This is a genomic window from Prevotella sp. AGR2160 (assembly GCF_000424185.1).
Taxonomy (GTDB): domain Bacteria; phylum Bacteroidota; class Bacteroidia; order Bacteroidales; family Bacteroidaceae; genus Prevotella.
Genome location: NZ_AUJK01000015.1, coordinates 1 through 24,302 on the forward strand (window position 1 = coordinate 1; position 24,302 = coordinate 24,302).

At 53.5% G+C, this 24,302-nt stretch carries 22 protein-coding genes and 1 pseudogene; 16 read left to right on the top strand and 7 right to left on the bottom strand.

Annotated features, from left to right (window positions below; translation table 11 throughout):
- Positions 1-421 precede the first annotated feature (421 nt).
- The 4 genes from G604_RS0109230 (at position 422) to G604_RS0109245 (ending at position 5,581) form a co-directional block, all read left to right on the top strand.
- Positions 422-1,969: a TolC family protein gene (locus G604_RS0109230; protein ID WP_028910303.1), complete on the top strand. Its 1,548-nt coding sequence runs from the start codon at positions 422-424 to the stop codon at positions 1,967-1,969.
- A 74-nt stretch (positions 1,970-2,043) separates the two neighbouring features.
- Entirely contained in the window at positions 2,044-3,030 is a 987-nt protein-coding gene (locus G604_RS0109235; RefSeq protein WP_028910304.1) for an HlyD family secretion protein, read from the top strand.
- A gap of 70 nt (positions 3,031-3,100) precedes the next feature.
- Positions 3,101-4,270 (top strand): ABC transporter permease, encoded by a 1,170-nt coding sequence (locus G604_RS0109240; protein WP_028910305.1) that lies wholly within the window; start codon positions 3,101-3,103, stop codon positions 4,268-4,270.
- A 99-nt stretch (positions 4,271-4,369) separates the two neighbouring features.
- Positions 4,370-5,581 carry an ABC transporter permease gene (locus G604_RS0109245; protein WP_051220346.1) on the top strand — a complete coding sequence of 404 codons (1,212 nt, stop codon included), beginning with the start codon at positions 4,370-4,372 and terminating at the stop codon, positions 5,579-5,581.
- A 99-nt stretch (positions 5,582-5,680) separates the two neighbouring features.
- Here the strand turns inward: G604_RS0109245 and G604_RS0109250 are convergent, their stop codons facing one another.
- Positions 5,681-6,784: an Mrp/NBP35 family ATP-binding protein gene (locus G604_RS0109250; protein ID WP_028910307.1), complete on the bottom strand. Its 1,104-nt coding sequence runs from the start codon at positions 6,782-6,784 to the stop codon at positions 5,681-5,683.
- A 109-nt stretch (positions 6,785-6,893) separates the two neighbouring features.
- On the opposite strand from G604_RS0109250, the gene G604_RS0109255 reads away from it, so the two are divergent.
- The 6 genes and pseudogenes from G604_RS0109255 to trmB all read left to right on the top strand — a co-directional run bounded on the left by G604_RS0109255 (position 6,894) and on the right by trmB (position 11,598).
- On the top strand, positions 6,894-8,765 hold the full coding sequence (locus tag G604_RS0109255) for a glycosyl hydrolase 115 family protein (protein ID WP_028910308.1): 1,872 nt from the start codon (positions 6,894-6,896) through the stop codon (positions 8,763-8,765).
- 137 nt (positions 8,766-8,902) lie between these two features.
- Positions 8,903-9,040: pseudogene (locus G604_RS15260) on the top strand (TM2 domain-containing protein); the annotation flags it as partial.
- Positions 9,037-9,222 (top strand): exodeoxyribonuclease VII small subunit, encoded by a 186-nt coding sequence (gene xseB, locus G604_RS0109260; protein WP_036905197.1) that lies wholly within the window; start codon positions 9,037-9,039, stop codon positions 9,220-9,222. The pseudogene G604_RS15260 and the gene xseB, both read left to right, overlap by 4 nt.
- Positions 9,223-9,350: 128 nt before the next feature.
- Complete coding sequence (locus G604_RS0109265; protein ID WP_028910310.1) at positions 9,351-10,367, top strand: branched-chain amino acid aminotransferase; 1,017 nt, start codon at positions 9,351-9,353, stop codon at positions 10,365-10,367.
- Between the two features lie 154 nt (positions 10,368-10,521).
- Entirely contained in the window at positions 10,522-10,815 is a 294-nt protein-coding gene (locus G604_RS0109270) for a nucleotidyltransferase family protein (RefSeq protein WP_028910311.1), read from the top strand.
- A gap of 12 nt (positions 10,816-10,827) precedes the next feature.
- Positions 10,828-11,598 carry a tRNA (guanosine(46)-N7)-methyltransferase TrmB gene (gene trmB, locus G604_RS0109275; protein WP_028910312.1) on the top strand — a complete coding sequence of 257 codons (771 nt, stop codon included), beginning with the start codon at positions 10,828-10,830 and terminating at the stop codon, positions 11,596-11,598.
- A gap of 142 nt (positions 11,599-11,740) precedes the next feature.
- Here trmB and xseA read toward each other — a convergent pair whose 3' ends face one another.
- A complete protein-coding gene (gene xseA, locus G604_RS0109280; protein WP_028910313.1) occupies positions 11,741-13,048 on the bottom strand; it encodes an exodeoxyribonuclease VII large subunit in 1,308 nt (435 codons plus the stop codon).
- Between the two features lie 69 nt (positions 13,049-13,117).
- A complete protein-coding gene (locus tag G604_RS0109285) occupies positions 13,118-14,521 on the bottom strand; it encodes a S8 family peptidase (RefSeq protein WP_028910314.1) in 1,404 nt (467 codons plus the stop codon).
- Between the two features lie 94 nt (positions 14,522-14,615).
- Here G604_RS0109285 and G604_RS0109290 point away from each other — a divergent pair, with 94 nt between their 5' ends.
- The 3 genes from G604_RS0109290 to purT are packed head-to-tail and all read left to right on the top strand — an operon-like array spanning position 14,616 to position 17,801.
- Entirely contained in the window at positions 14,616-15,995 is a 1,380-nt protein-coding gene (locus tag G604_RS0109290; protein WP_028910315.1) for an MATE family efflux transporter, read from the top strand.
- Positions 15,979-16,623: an AAA family ATPase gene (locus G604_RS0109295; RefSeq protein WP_036905200.1), complete on the top strand. Its 645-nt coding sequence runs from the start codon at positions 15,979-15,981 to the stop codon at positions 16,621-16,623. Before G604_RS0109290 ends, G604_RS0109295 begins: the two co-directional genes overlap by 17 nt.
- Positions 16,620-17,801: a formate-dependent phosphoribosylglycinamide formyltransferase gene (gene purT / locus G604_RS0109300; RefSeq protein ID WP_028910317.1), complete on the top strand. Its 1,182-nt coding sequence runs from the start codon at positions 16,620-16,622 to the stop codon at positions 17,799-17,801. The genes G604_RS0109295 and purT overlap by 4 nt, the downstream gene beginning before the upstream one ends.
- Positions 17,802-17,951: 150 nt before the next feature.
- On the opposite strand, the gene G604_RS14085 is transcribed toward purT, so the two are convergent.
- The gene (locus G604_RS14085; RefSeq protein WP_155941910.1) at positions 17,952-19,073 is read right to left on the bottom strand and encodes a hypothetical protein; all 1,122 of its coding nucleotides are present in this window, start codon (positions 19,071-19,073) and stop codon (positions 17,952-17,954) included.
- A gap of 78 nt (positions 19,074-19,151) precedes the next feature.
- Here G604_RS14085 and G604_RS0109310 point away from each other — a divergent pair, with 78 nt between their 5' ends.
- Genes G604_RS0109310 through G604_RS0109320 form a run of 3 tightly spaced genes read left to right on the top strand, consistent with a single transcriptional unit; the run spans position 19,152 to position 21,497 of the window.
- Positions 19,152-19,559: a sugar 3,4-ketoisomerase gene (locus G604_RS0109310; protein WP_028910318.1), complete on the top strand. Its 408-nt coding sequence runs from the start codon at positions 19,152-19,154 to the stop codon at positions 19,557-19,559.
- Positions 19,552-20,490: a GNAT family N-acetyltransferase gene (locus G604_RS0109315; protein ID WP_028910319.1), complete on the top strand. Its 939-nt coding sequence runs from the start codon at positions 19,552-19,554 to the stop codon at positions 20,488-20,490. Before G604_RS0109310 ends, G604_RS0109315 begins: the two co-directional genes overlap by 8 nt.
- A complete protein-coding gene (locus tag G604_RS0109320) occupies positions 20,487-21,497 on the top strand; it encodes a glycosyltransferase family 2 protein (RefSeq protein WP_028910320.1) in 1,011 nt (336 codons plus the stop codon). Before G604_RS0109315 ends, G604_RS0109320 begins: the two co-directional genes overlap by 4 nt.
- Before the next feature lie 58 nt (positions 21,498-21,555).
- Here the strand turns inward: G604_RS0109320 and G604_RS0109325 are convergent, their stop codons facing one another.
- Genes G604_RS0109325 through G604_RS0109335 form a run of 3 tightly spaced genes read right to left on the bottom strand, consistent with a single transcriptional unit; the run spans position 21,556 to position 24,266 of the window.
- Positions 21,556-22,137, bottom strand: coding sequence for a lactate utilization protein C (locus tag G604_RS0109325; protein ID WP_028910321.1), 582 nt, complete (start codon positions 22,135-22,137; stop codon positions 21,556-21,558).
- Between the two features lie 15 nt (positions 22,138-22,152).
- Positions 22,153-23,529: a lactate utilization protein B gene (locus G604_RS0109330; protein ID WP_028910322.1), complete on the bottom strand. Its 1,377-nt coding sequence runs from the start codon at positions 23,527-23,529 to the stop codon at positions 22,153-22,155.
- The gene (locus G604_RS0109335; protein ID WP_028910323.1) at positions 23,526-24,266 is read right to left on the bottom strand and encodes a (Fe-S)-binding protein; all 741 of its coding nucleotides are present in this window, start codon (positions 24,264-24,266) and stop codon (positions 23,526-23,528) included. Before G604_RS0109335 ends, G604_RS0109330 begins: the two co-directional genes overlap by 4 nt.
- Positions 24,267-24,302: the final 36 nt, after the last annotated feature.

Consider the following 24,302-nt stretch of genomic DNA (forward strand, 5'->3'; position numbering starts at 1 on the left):
GCTTTCTTACCCTTGTTTGTCTGTTCTCAGGGTGAATATCCATACTCGAAGTATTGAGTCGTAAAACCTTCATGTGATTGACAGGTTTCCTTCTTGTACTACTTTCTTTCTGTCTTATGTAATCTTTTCAAAGAACTCTTTCTCAGTGCTTTATCCTTAACCACCACGCTTTTGGCAGTGTGCTTGTTTTCAAAAGCGAGTGCAAAGGTATGAACTTTTTCGGAAACCTCCAAAACTTTTTGAAGAAAAATTCAAGAAAAATGCACGCTCTTGATATAAATCAATTATGAGACATTTAGAACGTTTGTTGGTCTATTCTTCCTAAAAACTATCAAATATGATAAATTTTGCCGTTTCGAAACAAAGAGTTGTTCGGAAATCAAAAATAAAGTCGTAAATTTGCAACGTGAATACAAGTATTATGAGAAGAATCATATTATTTTCATTAGCCACGATGGCCCTGGTGCCTGCCGGTGCCCAACGGGTATTGACACTGGACAGTTGCCGGGCCCTTGCCCTTCGCAACAACAAGCAATACACCGTGAGCCGCGTCAAACAGGACATCGCCACGAATGTCAAGAAGGCTGCCCGTACGAAATATCTGCCTAAAGTAGACGCCTTGGGCACGTATCAGTTCTTCAGTCGTGAGATCTCCTTATTAAATAAGGATCAGAAGAGCGCACTGAGCAATCTCGGTACGAACATCGCCCAGCGTGGTGAGGGGCATCTCGGTGATATGTATAAACAAGGTGTACAGAACATCACCAGTTACCTGCAGCAGCAGGGTGTCAGTCAGGATGTCATCACCAACCTGCAGAAGAACATGGGTCAGTTGGGCTCCGACCTGCAGAGTCAGTTGAACACGTTCGCCCAGCCTTTCATCAACGATCTCAACAGTGACGGCCAGAATATCGTCGATGCCTTCAAGACGAATACGCATAATGTCTTCGGCGCTGCCGTCATGGTCCGTCAGCCCGTCTATATGGGTGGTGGCATCATCGCCGCCAACAAGATGGCCGACATCAGTGTCAGCATGACACAGAACGACCAGGACCTGACGCGTCAGAACACCTTATATCATATAGACCAGAGTTACTGGATGGTCGTGTCGCTGAAACAGAAGTTGAAGCTCGCCGAACAGTACCGTGACCTTGTGAAGAAGCTCGACGATGATGTCTACAAGATGATCAAGAATGGCGTTGCCACACGTGCCGACGGCCTGAAGGTCGATGTCCGCGTCAACGAATCCGACATGATGGTCACGAAGGCCGAGGACGGCTTGTCGCTCTCGCGCATGCTCCTCTGCCAACTCTGTGGCCTTCCCATGGATGACGCCAGTGGCATCACGCTGGCCGATGAGGACCGGAATGATCTCTCCTATGTGCCGTCCACCACGGTCGATGATCTCAGTGACTCGTTGAGCAATAACCGGCCGGAGCTGCGCTTGCTGCAGAACACCATCGACCTCACGGAGCAGAACACGAAGGTTGTCCGTGCCGTCTATCTGCCCCATGTCTTCGCCACAGGCGGCTATATGGTCAGTAACCCGAATGTATACAATGGCTTCCAGCGGAATTTCGGAGGCGTCTGGAATATCGGCCTTACCGTACAGATTCCCCTGTGGAACTGGGGCGAGGGCGCCTATAAGGTCCGTGCCGCCCGTGCCGCCACGAATATCGCACAACTCGAGTATGACGACACCCGGGAGAAGATCCAGTTGCAGGTGTCGCAGAGCCGCTATCGTCTCCGTGAGGCCCGCAAGCGCCTGATCACGGCAGAGAAGAATATCAAGAGTGCGGAAGAGAACCTCCGCTGTGCCAACCTTGGATTCAAGGAGGGTGTCATGCAGACCACCGACGTGATGGCTGCCCAGACAGCGTGGCAGGAGGCACAGAGTCAGAAGATCGACGCCGAGGTCGATGTCCGTCTCGCCGAATCGAATCTGCAGAAAGCATTGGGCAACCTATGATCCTTCGGATAATGGAGAATGGAGAATGGAGAATAGAAAATGGAGAATAGATAACGGATAAAAAACAACATATTATGTCAGCTAAAACACAGCATAACAACATCCTTTTGGCCGTACTGGGCTTCACCATCGTCGTGTTCATCGTCGGCCTCATCGGTTTTTTCACCCTTGGCAAGGATGACGAGGTCCAGGAAGGACAGATCGATGTCAGTGAATACCGTGTATCCAGTAAGCTCCCCGGAAGAATCGTGGAGCTGAGGGTCAAGGAAGGCGACTACGTCCATGTCGGCGATACGTTGGCCATCTTAGAGGTCCCCGAGATGGATGCCCAGAAGAAAGTCGCCGAGGCTACCGGTGCCGCCACGAAAGCCATGCAGGACCTCACCGATGCCGGTTCACGCAAGGAAGCCGTCGATGCCGCCGCCCAGCTCGTCGCCCAGCAGAAGGCTGCCGAGGAGATTGCGCGCAAGACCTATCAGCGTATGCAGAACCTCTATAATGAGGGTGTCACGACAGGTCAGAAGCGTGACGAGGCCCTCGCTGCCTATAAGGCCACACAGGCGCAGGTACAGGCTGCCGAGAGTCAGCTGGCCATTGCCCGTGAGGGCGCGCGCACGCAAGAGAAACAGATTGCCGCCCATAACACGCAGGCAGCGGAGAGTGCCGTCGGTGTCATCAAGGGGTTGTTGAAAGAGACGGTACAGATCGCCCAGGTAGAGGGCGAGGTCAGTGAGATCTATCCGAAGGTCGGCGAACTCGTCGGCATGGGCAGTCCGATCATGAGTATCTCGATGATGGACGATATGTGGGGCACGTTCAATATCCGTGAGGACAAGCTCCACGGTCTTCGCAATGGTGACACCTTCACGGCATTCGTCCCCGCCTTCAACAAAGACCTGAAAATGAAGGTCTACTCCATCAAGGACGAAGGGTCGTATGCCGTATGGAAGGCGACGAAGACGACGGGGCAGTATGACCTGAAGACTTTCGAGGTCAAGGCCCGCCCCATCAATAAATGGGACGGTCTGCGCCCGGGAATGTCGCTGATCATTAAAAAGTAAAAAAGTAAAGAAGTAAAAAAGTAAACGTAGGGACTTGATTCATCATGTTCCGTAAACGTAGGGACTTGCCGTGAACGTATTCAAGCAGATCTATCAGATAGCCATCAGGGAATGCCGGTATATGTGGCGGAATCCAATTTACGGATTCTGCCTGGTGGTATTCCCCCTCATCGTGGTAGCCTTCTTCACCACCCTGATGGGAGAAGGCGTGCCCACTGACATGCCCTGTGGTGTCGTCGACGAGGACCATACGGCGACGACGCGCGCACTGGAGCGTCGCCTCGATGCCTTTCAGACGACGAAGATCGTAGCCTATTATGACAATGTCGACGAGGCGCGCGACGCCATCCAGAAAGGGGATATCTATGCCTTTCTGTACATCCCCGATGGCACGACGAAGAAGCTCGTGCGTGGTGACCAGCCGAAGATCTCCTTCTATTATAGTAGTGTGGTGATGGTCGCCGGCAACATGCTCTTCCGCGACCTGAAGACGATCTCCTCCCTCGGCAGTGCCGCCGTAGGCATACAGAAGCTCAGTGCCATCGGCAAGACCTCCCGGGAGATACAGGCTTTTCTGCAGCCGATCGCCATTGACCTCCACATGATCGAGAACCCGTGGGCGAACTACAATGTATACCTCAGCACATCCATGTTGCCGGGAATCCTGTTGATCTTCACCTTCCTGCTCACGCCTTACTCGTTGGGAACGGAGCTGAAGTTCAACCGCTCGAAGGAATGGATGCGCATGGCTGACAATAATGTCTTCGTGGCCCTGACGGGAAAGTTGCTGCCACAGACGCTGATCCTCCTCTGCGTGTTCTACAGTTATCTGTTTTATGTCTTCGGCTATCTCGACTTCCCCCACCCGGGTGGTCTGGGCCGGATCCTGTTGCTCGGCACGCTCGTCGTTCTGGCCTGTCAGAGTTTCGGCGTCTTCGCCTTCGGCCTGATGCCGAGTCTCCGCATGTCGATGAGTATCTGTTCGCTGTGGTCCGTAGTGAGTTTCTCCGTCTGCGGCGCCACGTTCCCGCTCACGTCAATGGACCCGCCGATCCAGGCCATGGCCCAGCTCTTCCCCTTGCGACATTACTATATGATTTATCAGATGAATATCTTCAATGGGTTCCCGTTGAGTGATGCCGCGTTCAACTGGGGCTGTCTGGTGCTGTTCCTCGTCCTGCCGATCTTCGTATTGCGCAATATCAAGCGGGCCATGCTGTTGTATGTCTATATTCCTTAAGTCATGACAGAAAATCAAAGCTATACCCCACATGTCCCCCACTTGGAGCGACGGAAAGAACTCGGTTTCTTTGCCACGATTCTCCAGGGACTGCAAGACATGTGCTATATCTGGGCCAAGGAGACGCGCTCCCTCCTCACCGATGAGGGCGTGTTCCTCTTCTGCCTCGTCGTCCCTCTCGGCTATCCCCTCCTCTACTCCTGGATCTATAATAATGAGGTGGTGGAGGATGTCCCCGTGGCTGTCGTCGACCAGAGTCACAGTCATGAGAGCCGCACGTTTATTCGTGACCTCGACGCCACGGAGGGCGTGAAGACGGCCTACTGGTGTAACTCCATCAACGAGGCGAAGGATCTCATCGGCAAACAGGCTGTCCACGGCATCATCTATTTCCCACAGGACTACGCGAAGAGTCTGAACCGCGGTGAGCAGGCGAAGGTGAGTGTCTACTGTGACATGAGTCTGATGCTCAACTACAAGGCCATCTACCAAAGTGCCCAGGCTGTGGCGACGGCGCTGAACACGAATATCCAGAAGGCGCAGTCGACGACGGACTTCACAAACCGTGATGATGAGGTGACGACGAAGCCGTTGGACTTCGATGAGGTGCCGATGTTCAATGCCACGGGCGGTTACGGCAATGCCATCCTCCCCGGTGTGCTGATGCTCATCATCCAACAGACGTTGCTGCTCGGCATCGGCCTCTCGGCGGGAACGGCGCGTGAGAACAACCGATTTCAGGATCTCGTCCCGATCTCGAAACATTATAATGGGATCTTCCGTATCGTCTTCGGAAAAGCGATGTGCTATTTCATGGTATATTGTATTATGGCAGCCTATATCACGCTCTGTGTGCCGCGTTTCTTCCATTTCACGGCCCTCTCCCATGGCATCGATCTGGTGATGCTCCTCGTACCTTATATATTAAGCATCATCTTCTTCGGCATGTGTTTCAGTTGTATGGTACGCTACCGAGAGAATGTCATGCTGCTCGTCATCTTCACGAGTGTGCCGTTGCTTTTCATGAGTGGCATCTCGTGGCCGTTGTCGAACATGCCGGGGGTATGGCAGGCGGTGGCCTACATCTTCCCGTCCACCTTTGGCATCCGCGGGTTCCTGAGTATCTCCAGTATGGGTGGCGATGTCCATGACATCGAACCGGAACTGATCGGTCTGTGGATCCAGGTTGTGGTCTATCTTGTGGCCACCTGTTTGGTATACCGTTATCAGATCAACAAGACGCACGAACATGCGAAAGAACGCCTCGGCCGTATCCGTGAACAGATTGCGTTAGAAAAAGAAAAGAAATAACATAGAGGACAAAAAAAGACAGAGTAACAGATTTTACATATCTTGCGCAGAATATGTTTTATCTGTTACTCTGTCTTTTATTTTTATACCCTTACAAATTTATTTGGTTTTCACCTGTACGATCTTCGTCTTTGGCTTCTCTTTGTTACGGCGGTTCGTCACGGTGACGACAGCCTGTGCGAGGTTGATGAAGGCCTGGCCGGTGATGGATGCCGTATCCATGGCAGCGGGCGCGCCGTCGTCACCACTCTCACAGATACTCTGTACGAGGGGGATCTGCGCCAGCAAGGGCACGTCCATCTCCTTGGCGAGGTTCTTACAGCCTTCCTTTCCGAAGATATAATATTTGTTCTCCGGCAGTTCGGCCGGCGTGAACCATGCCATATTCTCCACGAGACCGAGGATGGGCACGTTGACCTTATCATTCGTGTACATGTCAATACCCTTACGGGCATCGGCCAGCGCCACTTTCTGCGGTGTGGAGACGATGACGGCACCCGTGATGGAGAGCGTCTGCAACAGCGTGAGGTGGATATCGCTCGTCCCCGGCGGCGTGTCGAGGATGAAATAGTCGAGAGCACCCCAGTCGGCATCGGCGATGAGCTGTTTCAGTGCTGACGTCGCCATGCCACCGCGCCATAATGTCGCCGTATCGGGGTTGACGAAGAAGCCGATACTCAGCATCTTCACGCCATATTTCTCCACAGGCTCGATGAGGTCACGGCCGTCCTTATGGACCGCATACGGCCGCACATCCTCCACGCCGAACATCTTCGGCATGGAAGGACCGAAAATATCACAGTCGAGGAGTCCCACCTTATAACCGAGCTTTGCCAGAGCGATGGCGAGGTTCGCGGAGACCGTACTCTTGCCGACACCACCCTTGCCACTGCTTACGGCAATGATATTCTTCACATCCGGCAACAGATGACCGACCTCGGGGCGCGGCTTCGACTTGAACTCCGTCTTCACCGTCACCTCCACGTCAGGACTGATCTGATAGTGGATGGCGGCCTCGGCGGCCTTCACCGTAGACTTCAGGAAAGGATCCGTCTCACGCGGAAACTGCAGGATGATCGTCACCTTCATCCCGTCGATACGGGGCTGGTCGGCGAGCATCTCACTATCGATGAGGTTCTTCTTCGTACCCGGATAGATCACGGTCTTCAGCGCATCCGTGATCAATTTAGGATATAATGTAATCATATTATATATATTTTTTGATATTGCAAAGTTAAGTAAACTTAGGGAGAAATACAAATAAAAGTCAATTAATTTCCGTTTCCTGCCTTTTTTGAGTAAATTTGCAGACATGAAACTCAAGACTATTCTCACCGGAGCCTTTCTGCTCCTTACCCTTCAGAGCCCCGCCGCACCATGGACATGGTATGGCGGCCGTGGCGCTGTAGGTTATACGATACAAAAGAAATATGCCACCTCCGTTGCCGTCGCCCTCCAACTCTTCGAGGGTGACATGGCTGCGCTGACGGGCCATAAAGCCAAGAAGAGCAGTGACGGCGTCGTCCGTATCTACCAGTTGGACAAGCTCAGCAACAAGGAGTTCAAACAGCTTGCTGCCGAACAGATGGACTATCAGAAGATCATCACCGCCCCCGATGCGTACCTCATCGCCGTCCGCAACGCCCACATTATTATAGTAGGCAGCAACGGCCGTGGCACGGCCTATGGCATTCTGCAGCTCTCCCGCCTCGCTGCCCAGGGACAGTCGACGAGCGGCCATACGACACGGCTGATCATCGACACCAACTACCGTACGGTGCAGATCCCTCAGGTCCGTCTGCGCGCTATCTCCCTCGACGGTAATGCCAACCAGAGCAATGCCGCCTACAGCCAGCTCTGCCATACCCTGCTGCGTCTCGGCATCAACGCCTATATCAGCAGCAACCGTCAGGAACAGGCCTTCCTCCATCAGAAGATGCACCGTAAGATCCTCGACAGTTGTGAGATCGTCATCAACCCCAGTTATAAAGCCACGCGCTCCGCCGTCATCAACCTCTCCGCCCTCGGCAAGAATACGAACCGGCTGTGGGTCTCCTCCATGCAGCCCGGTGCCATCTATGCCATGGGCACCTATGCCTATGATCAGGGGGATACCGATCTGTGGCGGGCCACACTGAGTAAGATTGAGCCGACGCGCTACGACCTGCGCCTCTATGCTGATATGGCCTGGAACCAACAGAATATCGACCGCCAGGGTCTCAAGGCCCATCTGACAAACTGGCTTGCCGAATATTTCGGTCAGGATAATGCCCGCCGCCTCGAGCCCCTCTTCACGGAATATTATCGGCTCACGGGCATCTGTCATCCCGAGCTCATCCACGACAGTGGACGTGAGTTCAACGAGGGTGAGTTCGGCAATGAACTCGACCGTTATCTCTCCGATTTCGAGGATCTCAAGCGCCGCTGCGATAATATCGAGCGTATCATCCCCTCACGCCAGCGTGATGCCTTCCTCCATCTCGTGAAATATCCCATCTATGCCGCCGCCACGACAGCACGCATGGAGCTGCAGGCCCAGGAAGCGCGGAATATCGCCCGTCCCGGTAATTTCTATCAGGACACGGAGGCCCTGCAGGCTGCCGCCAACAGTATGAAAGCCTACCGTGAACTCGTGGCACTGAACCGTCAGATGAACAACGGCACGACGGAGGTGAAGGCTCCCGTCCTCCCGGGTACGCTCACCGACAAACAGATCAACAGTTACACTTACGACGAGGACTATGAGGTAGCCGATCTCGACAGTAAGCTCGGTCAGGTCACGGCGATGAATGCCCGCGACTATACGTCGAAGACCGGCGATATCCGCCTCATCGCGCTCCTCGGTCACAGCAACGGTGCCATCTATATTCCCAAAGGCGGCAGCGTCACCTATTCTTTCTATGCGAAAGCCGACCGGCCGGGGCTCTTCCGCATCGCTTTCACGCCGACGGTGCAGACCCAAACGGTAGAGGTGAGCTATGACGGCAACAACGCCATGCAGTACACCATCACCGCCAATGATGATGACTGGCAGGCCGGACAGATGATCCTCGAAGTCCCCGTCACGCCGACGGAGGGCCAGCATACGCTGACGATCACGGCACGCAGCAGTGAGGTCATCGCCGACCAGTGGATGCTTGACTTCGACAATGCCCGCGAGTTCTATGTCTTCCCCGTGAAATAAGCACCCGCGTAAATTCCTTTTGTAGGTCATTTAAAAAAATAGGAATATTTTTGCTTTTCTCTCAATTATTTCATAACTTTGCAATGATAATTAAAGTATAACCTACGGCCGGACGCCAATGCAGAAGGCCCTGCATCTATATCGGCGAGATTGGTCTCGGCGTGCTCAAGCTCATCACGTGCGGCGGACTTGGGATCTGGTGGATCATCGACCTCTTTGTCATCATGGACGAGACGAAGAAAAAGAATATGGAACTATTAGAGAGATATCAATGATGAATTACGAAACAGCCATCCAGCGGCTCCAGGAGATCGTGTCTCAGATGGAGCATGACGAGCTCGACATCGACTCGCTGACCGAGAAACTCAAGGAAGCGCAGCAGCTCGTGAAGTTATGTACCGATAAACTCACGAAGACCGACGCGGAAATCAAGAAACTCCTGGAGAAAGAGTCGTGAGGCGGTATATTCTGGAAAAAAGTCGGTAAGATTGCAAAAAGTCAGTGCAAAAGTTGCATAATATAATAAATATTCGTACTTTTGCACGAAAGTATTAGAATAACAACGAATAATAAAAACATATTGTTATGAAAGATCTTGATTGGGGTAATCTGACTTTCGGTTATCGGAAGACAGATTACAATGTACGCTGTTACTATCGTGACGGCAAATGGGGTGAGATAGAAGTTTGCTCCGACGAGTACATCAACATGCACATGGCAGCTACCTGTCTGCACTATGGCCAGGAAGCTTTCGAGGGAATGAAGGCTTACCGCTGCCCGGACGGAAAAGTCCGTGTCTTCCGTGTCAAGGACAATGCCGCCCGTCTGCAGAGCACCTGCGACGGTATCGTGATGCCTCAGGTACCGACAGAGATGTTCGAGGAGATGGTGAAGAAGGTCGTACGCCTCAATCAGGATTATATCCCGACTTACGAGAGTGGCGCCACGCTGTATATCCGTCCGCTGCTCATCGGTATCAGTCCACAGGTCGGCGTTCATCCTTCCAAGGATTATCTGTTTCTGATCTTCGTCACGCCGGTAGGTCCGTATTTCAAGGGTGGTTTCGCCTGCAACAAATATGCTATCGTGCGTGACTACGACCGTGCCGCTCCGCTGGGAACGGGCCGTTATAAGGTGGGTGGCAACTATGCCGCTTCCCTGCGCGCCCACATGTTCGCCGCCGGCAAGGGCTATGGCTCTGAGTTCTACCTCGACGCCAAGGAGAAGAAGTATGTCGACGAGTGTGGCGCTGCCAACTTCTTCGGTATCAAGAACAACACGTATGTCACGCCGAAGAGCACGTCCATCCTGCCGTCTATCACGAACAAGAGTCTGATGCAGATCGCTGAGGACCTCGGCCTGAAGGTGGAGCGCCGTCCCGTTCCCGAGGAGGAACTGCCGACCTTCGAGGAGGCTGGTGCCTGCGGTACTGCCGCCGTCATCTCCCCGATTTCCGAGCTCGACGACCTCGCCACGGGTAAGAAATACTCCTTCGGTGACAAGCCGGGACCGTGGTCTACGAAGCTCTACGAGACGCTCCGCGGCATCCAGTATGGTACCGTTGAGGACAAGCACGGCTGGACAACGGTTGTGATTGAATAAAATCATCATATCATCATAAACAACGGCCACTCCTATTCCATAAGGGTGGCCGTTTTTGTATTTCTACAGAGAAGGGCAAAAATTTTTGACACTGATAATTTGTTTTCTTGAAAACTTTTCCTTAACTTTGTAGCGAAGAAAGGAGATAACAAAGATGAAATCGACATTAGAAATATTGACTATCCTCAAAGGATACAAGTCCACTGCCTATCAGAAATACGGTTTGACAAAGATCGGAATCTTCGGTTCTGTTGCCAGAGGTCAACAGACTGAGGACAGTGATGTCGATGTCTGCTATGAAGGGAAGGCTCCTTCTTTGATTACTTTGGAACTCATCCAAACAGATTTAGAGAACCTTTTTGGTTCTAAGGTTGATTTAGTAAGAGTCCGCGAGCATATGAACCATACACTCAGAGACAGAATACAAAAAGAAGGAATCTATATTTGAAAGAACGACATAATGGGTAAAGGAAAACTCGAGAAATTTGCGGAGATGGAGACATTCGAGAATGTCTTCCAATATCCTTTCTCCGTCATCAGTGATGTGCCTTTTGAGATGAAAGGACATTGGAACGAACAATATTTCCATAATGACCACCCCATCGTCCTCGAGCTGGGCTGTGGCAAGGGTGAATATACCGTGGAACTGGCGAAGCTCTATCCGGAGATGAACTTCATCGGTGTCGACATCAAGGGCGCGCGGATGTGGACGGGCGCGAAGAAAGCCCTCACGGAAGGACAGAAGAACGTCGCCTTCCTGCGTACGAATATCGAGATCATCGACCGCTTCTTCGCCGAGGATGAGGTGAAGGAGATCTGGCTGACGTTCTCCGATCCGCAGATGAAGAACCCACGGAAACGGCTGACAAGTACCTTTTTCATGAACCGCTACCGCCATTTTCTCGTCGACGGCGGCATCATCCATCTCAAGACCGACTCCAACTTCCTCTTCACCTACACCGACTATATGGTGAAGGAGAATCATCTGCCCGTTCTCTTCCGTACGGAGGACCTCTATCATACGGAGGGCATCGACGAGGAGACGAAGAAAATCCTCTCCATACAGACCTATTATGAGTCGATGTGGATCGAGCGCGGATTGAACATCAAGTATCTCAAGTTCCAGCTGCCCCGTGACGGTGAGCTCCATGAGCCCGATGTGGAGATAGAACTTGATGACTACCGCAGCTACCACCGCACGAAGCGCAGCAGCCTGGAAAAGGCGAAATGATTTAGAAGTAAAAAAGTAAAGAAGTAAAGAAGTAAAAAAGTAAAAATCTCATCCGCTTCATAAACACGTTATTTACGAAAATATCTCCGAAAGATAAAAAATTATCTTTCGGAGATATTTTCGTAAATGACATAGATATATCTCAATCTTTCTCCGCGACGATGGACACGGCCTTGCCACGCTCGAAAATCGTGGTGAGACGATCACCTTTTTGAAGCAAAGCGACATCCTTCACGGCCTTTCCGTCCTTCATCGTCAAGGAATAGCCACGCTTGAGCAGTGAACGGGGGTCCTGGGCCTGCAGCCGCTGTCCGAGCATCTCCAACTGATGACGGCGGCGCATTAGAGTCTGACTCAGGAGCATGGGGATACGACTGTCGAGCAACTCCACCTGATGCCGCGACCGGCTGAGTTTATCCTCCATCGCCATCGTCAGCCGTCCCATGAGGCGTTCCAGCCGGTTCCCTTCCTTCGCGCGCACTAATGAGAAAAGGACAGGGATTTTCCCCGCCAGCACATTCAACCGTCCCCGCTCTTCCTCCATGCGCCGTTGCACGAGCCGGACCATCTGTTCCTGACAGTTGGCAAGGAAGGTCCAAGTGCGGGCGAGATTATCGATGAGGAAGGCCGCTGCCGCCGTCGGTGTCTTCACGCGCTGGAAGCTCACGCGGTCGAGGACACTCTCATCGCGCTCATGACCGATACCCGTGATGACCGGCAACGGGAAGTTGGCGACATTCTCCGCCAGAGCCAGGGTGTCGAAACCTGAGAGATCACTCGTCGCGCCACCACCACGGATGATCACGACGGCATCAAAGGCGTCGAGATCAGCATTGATAGCGTTCAGGGCCGCGATGATGCTCTTCTCCACCCCTTCGCCCTGCATGACAGCGGGGAAGAGCGTCACGGAGAAGGTGAAGCCATAGTCGTTTGACGACAGTTGGTTACAGAAATCCCCATAGCCTGCCGCCTGGTCACTGGAGATGACGGCGATATGCTGGGCGAAGGGACTGAGGCGCAGGTCTTTCTGCAGATCGATGACCCCCTCCTTCTCCAGTTGCCGGAGGATCTCCTGCCGTTTCCGTGCCATATCACCGAGGGTATAGGTCGGGTCGATATCATCGACAATCCAGGAGAAGCCATAGTTCTCATGAAACTGCGCATGAACCTGCAACAGCACTTTCATGCCCGCATGAACTGTCTGCCCCGTGACTCTTTCGAAATGACTTTTCACGAAGCCCCAGGTCGACCGCCAGCATTTGGCGGCGGCATGAGCCACGGGCGTGTTCGACTGCTCATCCTTTTGGATGAGATCCATGTAACAATGGCCACCGCGCTCACGGGCTTCCGACAGCTCCGCCTCCACCCAGTAGCTGCCGGGCATGGAGAGTTCCAATGTCCGACGGACGAGGTGGTTCAATTCCAATAGTGTAAGCGGTTTTCCTTTCATTTTCCTAAAGGGACCGTTATCTCAAACGATCCCTGCATAAATGGTTCATAATTCAGTGGTGCCAACGGCTCAACGTCCCATCTTCAGCGCTTTCCAGAAATCGGGGATGCCATAGCCATAGACATTATCGGGCGTGGTATACCGATTACTGCTGCGGCGCACGAGATCCATGATCTGCAAAGCATTCTTATCGGGAAGCGCCTGCCACAGACAGGCTACGAGACCGGCCACGAGGGGCGCGGAGAACGACGTACCCATATCATTGATGATGGAGCCGCGGCCGGAGATGACACTCGTCGAAGAGCCCAGAGCCATACAGTCGGGCTTGATACGGCCGTCGGCGGTGGGACCAACGGAAGAGAACGGCGCGTTGACGCCATCCTCATCAACGGCACCGACGGTGAGGATATCACGGGCATCCGCCGGGAAGTTGATGCGCTTCCAGGACCCCATGCCGTCATTGCCGGCACTGTTGACGAGGATCATCCCCTTCCGCGCCACCATCGAGGCCGTGCGGGAGATGAGTGCCGTCATGCCGTCCTGCGCGCTATAGGGATAGTTGCTGCTCTTGTCGTCGAAGTCATGATAACCGAGACTGCTGTTGATGACATCCACGCCGAGCGAGTCAGCATATTCAGCGGCCTCCGCCCAGTAGTCCTCCTCCGCACGGCTCTCCGTATACTCATCCTCACAACGCACGAGGACATATTCGGCATCGGGAGCCGTTCCGATGAAATAATGGGGCTCGTTGGCAGCGAGCGTGGAGAGGACCATCGTGCCATGATCCATCTCCTGGTAGATATTCTTCGCCCGCGGATAGACAAAATCACGGGGATGGGCAGCGAAGCGGACATTATGGAAGGCGGGGATACGGTCGACATTCATAAAGCCACCGTCGAAAACGGCAATGAGCTTGCCCTTGCCACGATAGTTGGCGGTATGGAGCGGCATGCCGTCGAGCTGGTTGATCTGCAGGGTGGTCGTGCCGTATTCCTCCGTCTCACTGCGGTTCCAACTGCTGAACTCCTTACGCGCCACCGTCCTTGTGCGGCGGTTGATCGAGTCGGGCGCTGTGAAGACCTTCAGTTTCTTTGTGATAAAATCCAGATTATCCAGACTCTTCAACTGCTTCTCCGTCGCGACACGGATGAGCAGTGTGTTGTTCCATTTGCTCTTACCGATAATCTCTATGCCCTTAACCCTCACCATGCTCATATAAAGCGGGGAAACGGGCAGATCAGTGCTGTCAACGGCGATATGCTGGCGGAGACGGCGCTCCAGGGCACGGCGGGAGAGAAAGGAGTCGGGTTGAGAGAGGGTGTAAGGCCCACCCTTCTTGTCACGGAGATACAAACGATAGAAGAAACACTTCCCTCCCGGATAGGAGATCCGTTGGATCGCCTCCGTCTTGGCAAAAACAGAGCAGACAACAGTCATCAAAAGGACTGCCAGGATAGCAAGTGATTTCTTCATATTTTTGTATTGGTTTTGTTACTGAATTGCAAAAGTAATGTTTTTCTTTAAATCAACCAAATATATCCCAAATATTTTGTATCTTTGCACTCGTATGGACAACAAGAAAGCAACACTCGAACTCGGTACAAAGCCCGTAGGACATCTGCTCTACCAGTATGCCCTGCCGGCCATCATCGCCATGGTGGCTTCTTCGCTCTATAACATCATCGACCGTATCTTCATCGGACAGTATGTCGGTCCCGACGCCATCGCCGGCCTTGCCATCACCTTTCCGTTCATGAACCTCGGCGCTGCCTTCGGTGCCGGCGTCGGTGTGGGCGCCTCCACGGCCATCGCCGTGAAACTCGGGCAGAAAGACTATCTCACGGCGGAGAATATCCTCGGCAATACCGTCACGCTGAACCTCATCATCGGTATCGGCTACTCCATCGTCGGCTTTCTCTTCCTCGACCCCATCCTCCGCTTCTTCGGCGCCAGTGATGCCACGCTGCCCTACGCACGGGAGTTCATGCAGATCATCCTCCTCGGTAATGTCATCACCCACATGTATTTCGGTATGAATGCCGTGCTCCGTGCCGCCTCGAAGCCGCGGCAGGCCATGAACGCCACGATCTTCACCGTCATGATGAACATCGCTCTCGACTATCTCTTCATCGTCCTCCTCCACTGGGGCATCCGCGGCGCCGCCACGGCAACGGTGATCTCACAGTCGCTGGCCTTGTGCTATCAGATGCATCTCTTCTCCGACAAGAGTCAGCTGCTGCACCTGAAGCACGGCATCTATAAGCTCAAGAGTCATCTGGTGAAGAACATTCTGGCCATCGGCATCTCTCCCTTCTTGATGAACACCTGTGCCTGCCTCGTCGTCATCCTCGTCAACAACCAGTTTGTTCGTTACGGCGGCGATATGGCCGTGGCCTCCTACGGCATCTCCAACTCCTTTGCCACCGTCTTCGTGATGTTCATGATCGGACTGAACCAAGGCATGCAGCCCATTGCCGGATACAACTATGGCGCTCAGAAGATCGACCGTCTGTTGAGAGTCTATCATATCGCCATCACCGCCGCGACGATCATCATGATCATCGGTTGGATTCCAGCCATGCTCTTCCCACGACAGATCGCACGACTGTTCACCACCGACCAGACGCTCATCACGATGTGCGTGCAGGCCATCCATTGTAATATGATCATGTTCCCCATCATCGGTTTCCAGATGGTGACGACGAGCTTCTTCCAGTGTATCGGAAAGGTGAAGATCAGCATCTTCCTCTCACTCTCCCGTCAGCTCCTTGTCCTGATACCATTACTCGTCATCTTCCCGCTGTTCTGGGGCCTCGACGGTGTGTGGGCCGCCATCCCGACCTCTGACGCCACGGCAGCCGTTATGGCTTTTGTTGTGGCTACGGTATATATGAAAAGATTCAAACGTCAACTATCCAATCAAAATAACTATGGAACAACAGAATAATAACGAACCCATCATCATCACCGTGGGCCGGCAGATCGGTTCCGGCGGCAGAGTCATCGCCAAGATGCTTGCCGAGGAGTTCCACTGTGATTTCTATGATAAGGAGATTCTCAACCTCGCGGCCAAGCAAAGCGGCTTCAGTGAGAAATTCTTCGAACAGAATGACGAGCAGAAAGGCTTTCTGAAATCTATCTTCCAGTTCCATCTGCCCTTCACCGGTGGCGGCAGCACATTCTACGACAATACGTTCTCCCAGGAGAGCCTGTATAAGTTCCAGAGTGACGCCATCTTCGAGGCTGCGAAGAAAGGCAACTGTGTCTTCGTGGGACGTACGGCAGACTATATTCTGCGTGACTGTAAGCGAAAGGTCGACATCTTCATCACGGCTAATCTCGACCAGCGCATCCAGCGGGTCTGTCAGCGCCATCAGTTCGACCGGAAGACGGCACGGAAATATATCCACGACAAGGAAGAGGTCCGCGCCACCTATTATAATTACTATACCGGAAAGACGTGGGGACACAGTGAGAGCTATGACCTCTGCGTCAACTCCTCCCTCCTCGGCATTGAGGAGACGGAGCGTTTCATCGTTGAGTTCATCCGTAAACGATTAACCATAGACAAATGAAAAAAATCTTATTGTTAGGCTCAGGAGAACTGGGCAAGGAGTTCACCATCGCCGCCAAGCGTGCCGGACAGTATGTCATCGCCTGCGACAAGTACGACAACGCGCCGGCTATGCAGGTCGCCGATGAGCACGAGGTATTCAGCATGCTCGACGGTGACAAGCTCGCCGAAGTGGTACGCAAGCATCAGCCCGACCTCATCGTGCCGGAGATCGAGGCTATCCGTACCGAGCGCCTCTTCGACTTTGAGAAAGAGGGTATCCAGGTCGTGCCGTCAGCACGCGCCGTCAACTACACGATGAACCGCCGTGCCATCCGTGACCTCGCTGCCAAAGAGCTCGGCCTCCGTACTGCCAAGTATTTCTATGCCAAGACATTTGAGGAGTTCAAAAAGGCTGCCGACGAGATCGGCTTCCCCTGTGTCGTCAAACCGCTGATGTCGTCCAGTGGTCACGGACAGAGCTATGTCCACAATGATGATGAGTTGAAGGAAGCATTCCGCGATGCCATGGAGGAAGGCCGCGGTGATGTCAAGGAAGTGATCATCGAGGAGTTCATCGACTTCGAGTCGGAGTTCACGCTGCTCACCGTGACACAGAAGAACGGCCCTACCCTCTTCTGCCCGCCTATCGGTCACGTACAGAAAGGCGGCGACTACCGTGAGAGTTGGATGCCCTACGCCATCAGTGATGAAGCCCTGAAACAGGCAGAGCACATGGCCGACGAGGTGACGAAAGCCCTCACCGGCTACGGCATCTGGGGCGTGGAGTTCTTCCTCACGAAGAAAGGCGAGGTGATCTTCTCTGAACTCTCGCCGCGTCCCCACGACACGGGTATGGTGACGCTGAGCCACTGTACGAACCTCAGTGAGTTCGAACTCCATTTCCGTGCCGTCATGGGACTGCCGATCCCGGCTATCCATCTCGAGCACAACGGTGCCTCCGCCGTCATTCTCTCGCCGAAAGAGTCTACGGAGCCCCTCGACTACAACCTCATGGATGTCTGCAAGGAAGACCATGCCCGCGTGCGCATCTTCGGCAAGCCCGTGGCTCATAAGGGCCGCCGCATGGGTGTCGTCCTCTGCTACGACAAGGTCGGCAGCGATATCAACGCCCTCCGCGACAAAGCCAAGCGCCTCGCCCAGACCGTCCTCGGCACCGACCCGTATATGAAGAAGTAAAGCTACAGCGGGAGCTGTCAGCAGAAAGCCCCCCGCCGGCAGAGAGACCCGCCGGCAGAGCGCCAGCTCCCCGAGCTAGCCTCGGGGAGCTGTTTCCGGGCCTGCCGTCGGGTGCTTGCGCTTTGCAAGCGCAAGGAGGCGCCGTTGCCCCTACCGCTCGCAGAGCCGTCGCGCCATCTCGTTGAGCTGCAGGCACTGCCCGCGCTGAATCACACGCCGGTCGTTGTGATGCTCCCACGGAGCAAGCAGGAGCAGCTGCCCCCGCGAGCAGGCGTCGAAGCGAGCCCCTCCCGGCTTCGCCAGATCGGTGAAGCCGTTCTCCAATAGTACGATCTCCGCCGCCCCGGCCTCAAAAGCCGCCCGCATGATCGCCCGCTCACCAGGAGAGATAGCGGGAGAGATCAAGACGACACCCTCGGCACAGGCTGCCAGCGCCTTCCGCTTCTGTGCCTCTATCTGCTCTGCCGTAAGGCTCCGTGAGCACTGGACCTGAAACAGAGGCCGATCCAGGAGGAACCGGTTGCCAATGGCAGAGAAGGTCATCCCCGCCGCCTCCAGGTTCCGCTGAATGCGGAAAAGGTCGGGATGGCAACGCTTCATGAGCAGCCGCCGGGGATTATCGGCGAGATAATGCCGCCAGATTCTCAGCTGGCCGCGATGCGTGAGGATCCTGTCGTTGAAGCCATGCTCAAAGAGCAGGCCGCCTTCATAGCGCAGGCGCTGCCCTTCGGGGCGACGCTGAGGGGCCAACGAGGCACCTTGCGCTTGCAAAGCGCAAGCACGCAACGGCAGGCCATGAAACGAGGCAGCCGAGCCACCCGACGGCGAGGCGGACGCTGACGCGCCGCCCTCAGTACCTGCTAGCGGCTCTACGAGCCGCCGGTACGCTTTGTTGCAGCCTTGCACGAAGCCACGGATAACCAAGCCCAATGGCTTCGGCATTTCTTCTTTGACAGAGAGGAGCAGATGGAGATGGTCAGGCATGAGTTGAAAGCCCTCTATGCTGACTTGAGGATAGAAAGACGGTAACCCCAGAATCTGTTCCTGCACCGCCTCCCCTAAGGGAGAAGGAGAAAGACGGGGATATTCTGGTTCTCCGTATTGGACAGCAGGATCTCCAATGACGTTTCCCAACAACGGTCGACGTCCTTTGACTACCAGTGTGATCATATACCATCCACGCTGCCGATAGTCACGACTACTCCCCCGCCGCTTCATCGAACTGTCAATGGCATGGCGGGGAGAATGAGGGGTAATCGATTTCTCTTCCATAGGCTTAGGCTTTTACACCACAAAGATAAGGAAAAAATCAACACAGAAACCAAAATACGAATACTATTTCTAAGAAGAATGGAAAAACAATTAGGAAAGATCATCCAACTGCAGAAGATTGCGGACCGACGGGGAAACCTGACCGTGGCCGAACAGCTCAAGGACGTGCCCTTTGAGATCAAACGAGCCTACTGGGTATACGACGTGCCCGGAGGGGAGAGCCGCGGCGGTCATGCCCATAAAGCCCTTTATCAGTTGCTCGTAGCTATGAGCGGCAGTTTCACCGTGACCCTTGATGACGGTACCACAAAACAACAATTCCTGCTCAACCACCCATGGGAAGGGCTGCTGATCACACCCGGTATCTGGCGTACACTCGACGACTTCTCTTCCGGTGCCGTCTGCCTCTGCTTGGCTTCCGAACTGTACGAACCGGATGACTATATCTACGACTATCAGGAATTCTTAAAATATAAGCATGTTTGAAATCAAGCGATATACCCCTTCCGACAAACTCCTGTGGAACCAATTCCTCGAGAGAGCAAAGAACGGGACCTTCCTTTTTAACCGTAATTATATGGACTATCATGCCGACCGTTTCGAAGACCACAGCATGGTGATCCTTTACCATGACCACGTCTTCGCCCTCCTCCCCGCAAACATCAAGGAGGATGTCCTCTATTCCCACCAGGGACTGACCTATGGCGGCCTCATCACCGACAAGCATGCTACTATTGAAAAAATCATGGTTCTCTTTCAGGAACTCAACGATCATCTCCGACGGGAAGGCCTCCAACGCGTCGTCTATAAGGCCCTCCCGTGGATCTACCACCGTATTCCCGCAGAGGAAGACCTCTATGCCCTGACGGAAGTCTGTCACGCCCGTCTCATCACGCGCGAGATATCCTCCACGATCTTCCTGCAGCACCAACTGCCTTTTCAGGAGTCACGGAAGTCCGGACTCAGAAAGGCGAAGCGTGCCGGCCTGACGGTCAAGGAGAGTGACGACATCGATACCTTCTGGACCATCCTCGACAATAATCTCTCCGCCCGGTACCACACGCATCCCGTACACTCCTGCGCAGAACTCAAGTTGCTGAAGAGCCGCTTCCCAAAACTCATCAGACTCTTCATGACGTTCCGGCAGGACGAGGCGTTGGGAGGAACCCTCATCTACGACACGGGACAAGTGATCCACACCCAATATATCTCCGCCACACCGGAAGGAAAAGCCCTCGGCGCCCTCGATCTTCTCTTCGACCATATCCTTCACGAGGAATATAAGGACCGCGAAGTGTTCGACTTTGGAAAATCAACGGAGGATAACGGCCTCTATCTCAACCAAAGTCTCATCTTCCAGAAAGAAGGCTTCGGAGGCCGTGGCGTTGTCTACGACACTTACGAATGGACGCTATGACGAAATTCACCATCCTTGTCGCCGTCTACAATGCGGAGAAATATCTGCGCACGTGCCTCGACTCCCTCATCCAACAGACCGTGAGGGAGATACAGATCGTATGCATCGACGACGCTTCCACTGACCATTCCTTGGAGATACTACGTGAATATCAAAAGAGAGACCCACGAGTAGACGTGATTGCCCTCCCAAAGAATGGCGGACAGGCAAATGCCCGCAATATAGGTTTGGCCACAGCCCGCGGGGAATATACCTGCTTCTGTGACAGTGATGACTGGCTGGCACCGGATGCGCTGGAACAGGCCTATCAGGTTTTCCAACGATATCCGCAGACCGACTGTGCCCTTTTCGATTGTATCTATCATTTCGCCGACGGCCACGAAGAGCCTTTCCCCATGCAAGCCTTCGACGTCCTCACCGGTCAACAGGCTTTTCAGAAGACACTGCTCGGCTGGGAGATCCATGGCGTCTATGCCATCCGCACCACGCTCCACCACCGCTTCCCCTATGATGAGAGTGCCCGTTTCTACAGTGATGACAACACAACGCGCTTTCATTATCTCTTCTCACGGGAAGTACGTTGTTGCCAAGGGAAATATTTCTACCGCCAACATGCCAGTTCCGTCATCCATCAGATCTCTATCCGACAGTATGATCTGTTGACGGCACAGTGGAGTATGAAGCAGCAACTGTTAGCACTTCATCAACCCCAGGAGATTCTGGACCGTTTCGAGGAAGTGAGATGGCTGCGTGTCGTAGACCTCTACTATTTCTATTTCATGCACAGACGGGAGATGACAGCAGATGATAATGCCTACGGACTGATGATGCTCAAAAAATATGAGCAGACGATAGAATGCCATCGTCTGCCCACCATTTATCGTTATAAACTCGGATATATTCCTTTCCGACATTTCTCCCTCTTCCGTCTGGAGGAAGAAACCTACTTCCGACTCAGAGGACTATTTGGGAGAAACCCCAAGAGCAATGAGTTCTTTCATTGCTGATTGATTTTGTTCCGCCCCATGCGGGTGTGTGGCCGCAATAGGACGACACCTACTATATTCAGGCACCGATCAGAATGACGGTACAGCCACGGGCGGCCTGGGCGCCCATGACCAGAGCTTGCTCGATATCCGCCGTCTTGCTCGGACCACTGATGAAAGTACCGAAATTATATTCCGGATCCATCGTGATGCGGGCATAGGCCTCATGCATGTTGTTGACAATGCGCTTACGGTCGAGGAGGATCACGAGATATTCCGAGATAAAGCACACCGCCTTCTCCTTCATCGTCTGCGGAATCCATACACAACCGTTCTCCGCCACACCAAGCTGGCCACGGACAATACCGACATCCGTACCGTTGAGATCCTGTGCCTCAGCGACAGTATCGGGATTACGGTCAGCCGTAATGCCCTCCACATTGGAAGCAAAGACTTTTGCGTCGGGATAAGCCTTGCGGATCAGGGCGTTGAGATCGTCAGCTGCCGTGGCCTCAACGATCTTCGTTCCTTCCCGTCCGCTCTCCTCGATGAACTGCTTCACGGGATCGGCATACGTCAGCGCGTCGATCTTCATATCGGGCATGTCAAACTGCACATGCGTGTTCTTACGCAATTTGGCAAAAAGTTCTTCTTTCTTCACGATTACATTTATTTTTTACTTTTTTACCTTTCCTTCTTTCCACAGCTCATGGAAACACTTGTGGGCGAAGACCGGTTTGCTGTGACCAAGTCCCCAAGGATTAAGATTACTGTAGTGCGTCATCGCCTCCGGCACGAGATTGGCCAGCGGAGCCAGATGGAGCATGGAAGTATACAACTTCGGATGGTCGAAGAGCAGTTCCATGCCTTCCGACATCACCTTCTTCAGCTTGTCGGCCTTGCCGACACGCTCCAGCGTCTGACGCCATACATACACCTGAGAGCCGGGAGCGACCATCGCCGGACAGACATTATCACAGGAGAGACAGAGCGAGCAGGCACTGACATTATCACTGTATTTGCGCGGATCTGCCAGCATACCGAGGTTGATTCCGATAGGACCGGGAATGAAATAGGTGTAACTATAACCTCCGGAGCGACGGTAAACGGGACAGGTATTCATGCAGGCACCACAACGGATACATTTCAATGTCTGCCAGTGGTCCTCATCAGCAAGGGTGTTGCTGCGGCCGTTGTCGACGAGGATGACATGCATCTCACCGCCCGGACGGGCCTGACGGAAATGGGACGTGAAGCCCGTTGTCGGCTGTCCCGTGGCACTGCGAACGAGCAGACGCTGGAAAACAGCCAGCGAGGCATAGTCAGGAATGATTTTCTCTATACCCATAGCGACAAGGTGCAACTTCGGCATAGAAGTCGTCATATCGGCATTGCCCTCATTCGTACAGACGACGATGTCTCCTGTCTTCGCAACGCCAAAGTTACAACCCGTCATACCGGCACCAGCCTCCATAAACTCCTGACGGAGACTCTTGCGGGCACAGTAAGTAAGATAGGTAGGATCCTGGTTTCCCTTCTCCTTGGAGATACCTTTCTCTTCAAAGCAGGCAGCAATCTCTTCACGCTTCAGATGGCTTGCCGGGACAACGATATGACTCGGTTTCTTATGCAAGAGCTGCAGGATCCGCTCACCGAGGTCCGTCTCCACGACATCAATGCCATGACTGATGAGGAAAGGATTCATCTCACACTCCTCCGTGAGCATGGATTTCGACTTCACCATCTTCTTCACGCCATGATTCTGGAGAATCTTCAGGACAATATCATTGAACTCCGCAGCATCCTTCGCCCAATGGACGATGACGCCACGACTCTCCAACTGACGGGAGAACATATCGAGATAATCGGCGAGATGCGTCAGTGTATGCTTCTTGATGGCACTGGCATGTTCGCGCAAGCTCTCCCACTCCGGGAGCATATGCATCATCGCGTCACGCTTCTGACGAAGGGCCCAGAAGGTCTCGTCATGCCATGCTGTCTTCTGGCGGTCTTTACAGAAGGTGGCCGCTGCCTTACTATGTAATGTGCTCATAGACCTGCTGCTAAGATTTGTGCGACATGAATGAATTTGATCGGTTTCTTCTCACGACGGGCGATACCCTCCATGTGCATCAGACAGGAAGAGTCAGCCCCCGTGACATACTCTGCTCCCGTAGCCATATGGCGCGCGATCTTGTTCTCACCCATACGCGTGGAGACGGCGGGCTCCTCGACGGAAAACATGCCGCCGAAGCCACAGCACTCGTCCTTACGTTCCGGCTCCTTGACGGTGATGCCCTCCACCAGATTCAACAAATCCACAATCTTGTTGAACGGCACGATGCCACGCTCTGACGGCGCAGAGAGTCCCAACTCACGGACACCATGACAACTGTTGTGGACACTCACCACATGGGGAAATTTCCCGGGGACATGATCCACTTTCAGCACATCATGGAGGAACTCCACAATATCCGTCGTCTTCTTCGGCGCGATACACTCGTGATGCTCACGCTTCATGATCGACGGATAATAAAAACGGATATAGGAGGCACACGATGCTGACGGTGCCACCACATAGTCGAAATCCTTAAACAGCTCATCATAAGAGTTGATGAGATGCTTCGACATCCGCTCGAAACCGGCATTGGCCATCGGCTGGCCACAGCAAGTCTGACGCTCAGGATAGGTGACATCGAGCCCGTAGTATTTCAGGAGTTTATACGTTGCCACCGCTACCTCAGGGTAAAGGGCGTCAACGTAACAGGGGACAAACAGACCGATCTTCATTTTTTGTATATATTCTTTTTTGAATCTACAAAATTA

Coding starts and splice junctions, on each gene's coding strand:
- G604_RS0109290 (WP_028910315.1), top strand. CDS start 14,616: ATGGACAACAAGAAAGCAACACTCGAACTCGGTACAAAGCCCGTAGGA.
- G604_RS0109270 (WP_028910311.1), top strand. CDS start 10,522: ATGAAATCGACATTAGAAATATTGACTATCCTCAAAGGATACAAGTCC.
- G604_RS0109255 (WP_028910308.1), top strand. CDS start 6,894: ATGAAACTCAAGACTATTCTCACCGGAGCCTTTCTGCTCCTTACCCTT.
- G604_RS0109315 (WP_028910319.1), top strand. CDS start 19,552: ATGTTTGAAATCAAGCGATATACCCCTTCCGACAAACTCCTGTGGAAC.
- G604_RS0109310 (WP_028910318.1), top strand. CDS start 19,152: ATGGAAAAACAATTAGGAAAGATCATCCAACTGCAGAAGATTGCGGAC.
- purT (WP_028910317.1), top strand. CDS start 16,620: ATGAAAAAAATCTTATTGTTAGGCTCAGGAGAACTGGGCAAGGAGTTC.
- xseA (WP_028910313.1), bottom strand. CDS start 13,048: ATGAAAGGAAAACCGCTTACACTATTGGAATTGAACCACCTCGTCCGT.
- G604_RS0109265 (WP_028910310.1), top strand. CDS start 9,351: ATGAAAGATCTTGATTGGGGTAATCTGACTTTCGGTTATCGGAAGACA.
- trmB (WP_028910312.1), top strand. CDS start 10,828: ATGGGTAAAGGAAAACTCGAGAAATTTGCGGAGATGGAGACATTCGAG.
- G604_RS14085 (WP_155941910.1), bottom strand. CDS start 19,073: ATGGAAGAGAAATCGATTACCCCTCATTCTCCCCGCCATGCCATTGAC.
- G604_RS0109245 (WP_051220346.1), top strand. CDS start 4,370: ATGTGCTATATCTGGGCCAAGGAGACGCGCTCCCTCCTCACCGATGAG.
- G604_RS0109230 (WP_028910303.1), top strand. CDS start 422: ATGAGAAGAATCATATTATTTTCATTAGCCACGATGGCCCTGGTGCCT.
- G604_RS0109295 (WP_036905200.1), top strand. CDS start 15,979: ATGGAACAACAGAATAATAACGAACCCATCATCATCACCGTGGGCCGG.
- G604_RS0109320 (WP_028910320.1), top strand. CDS start 20,487: ATGACGAAATTCACCATCCTTGTCGCCGTCTACAATGCGGAGAAATAT.
- G604_RS0109330 (WP_028910322.1), bottom strand. CDS start 23,529: ATGAGCACATTACATAGTAAGGCAGCGGCCACCTTCTGTAAAGACCGC.
- G604_RS0109285 (WP_028910314.1), bottom strand. CDS start 14,521: ATGAAGAAATCACTTGCTATCCTGGCAGTCCTTTTGATGACTGTTGTC.
- G604_RS0109235 (WP_028910304.1), top strand. CDS start 2,044: ATGTCAGCTAAAACACAGCATAACAACATCCTTTTGGCCGTACTGGGC.
- xseB (WP_036905197.1), top strand. CDS start 9,037: ATGATGAATTACGAAACAGCCATCCAGCGGCTCCAGGAGATCGTGTCT.
- G604_RS0109335 (WP_028910323.1), bottom strand. CDS start 24,266: ATGAAGATCGGTCTGTTTGTCCCCTGTTACGTTGACGCCCTTTACCCT.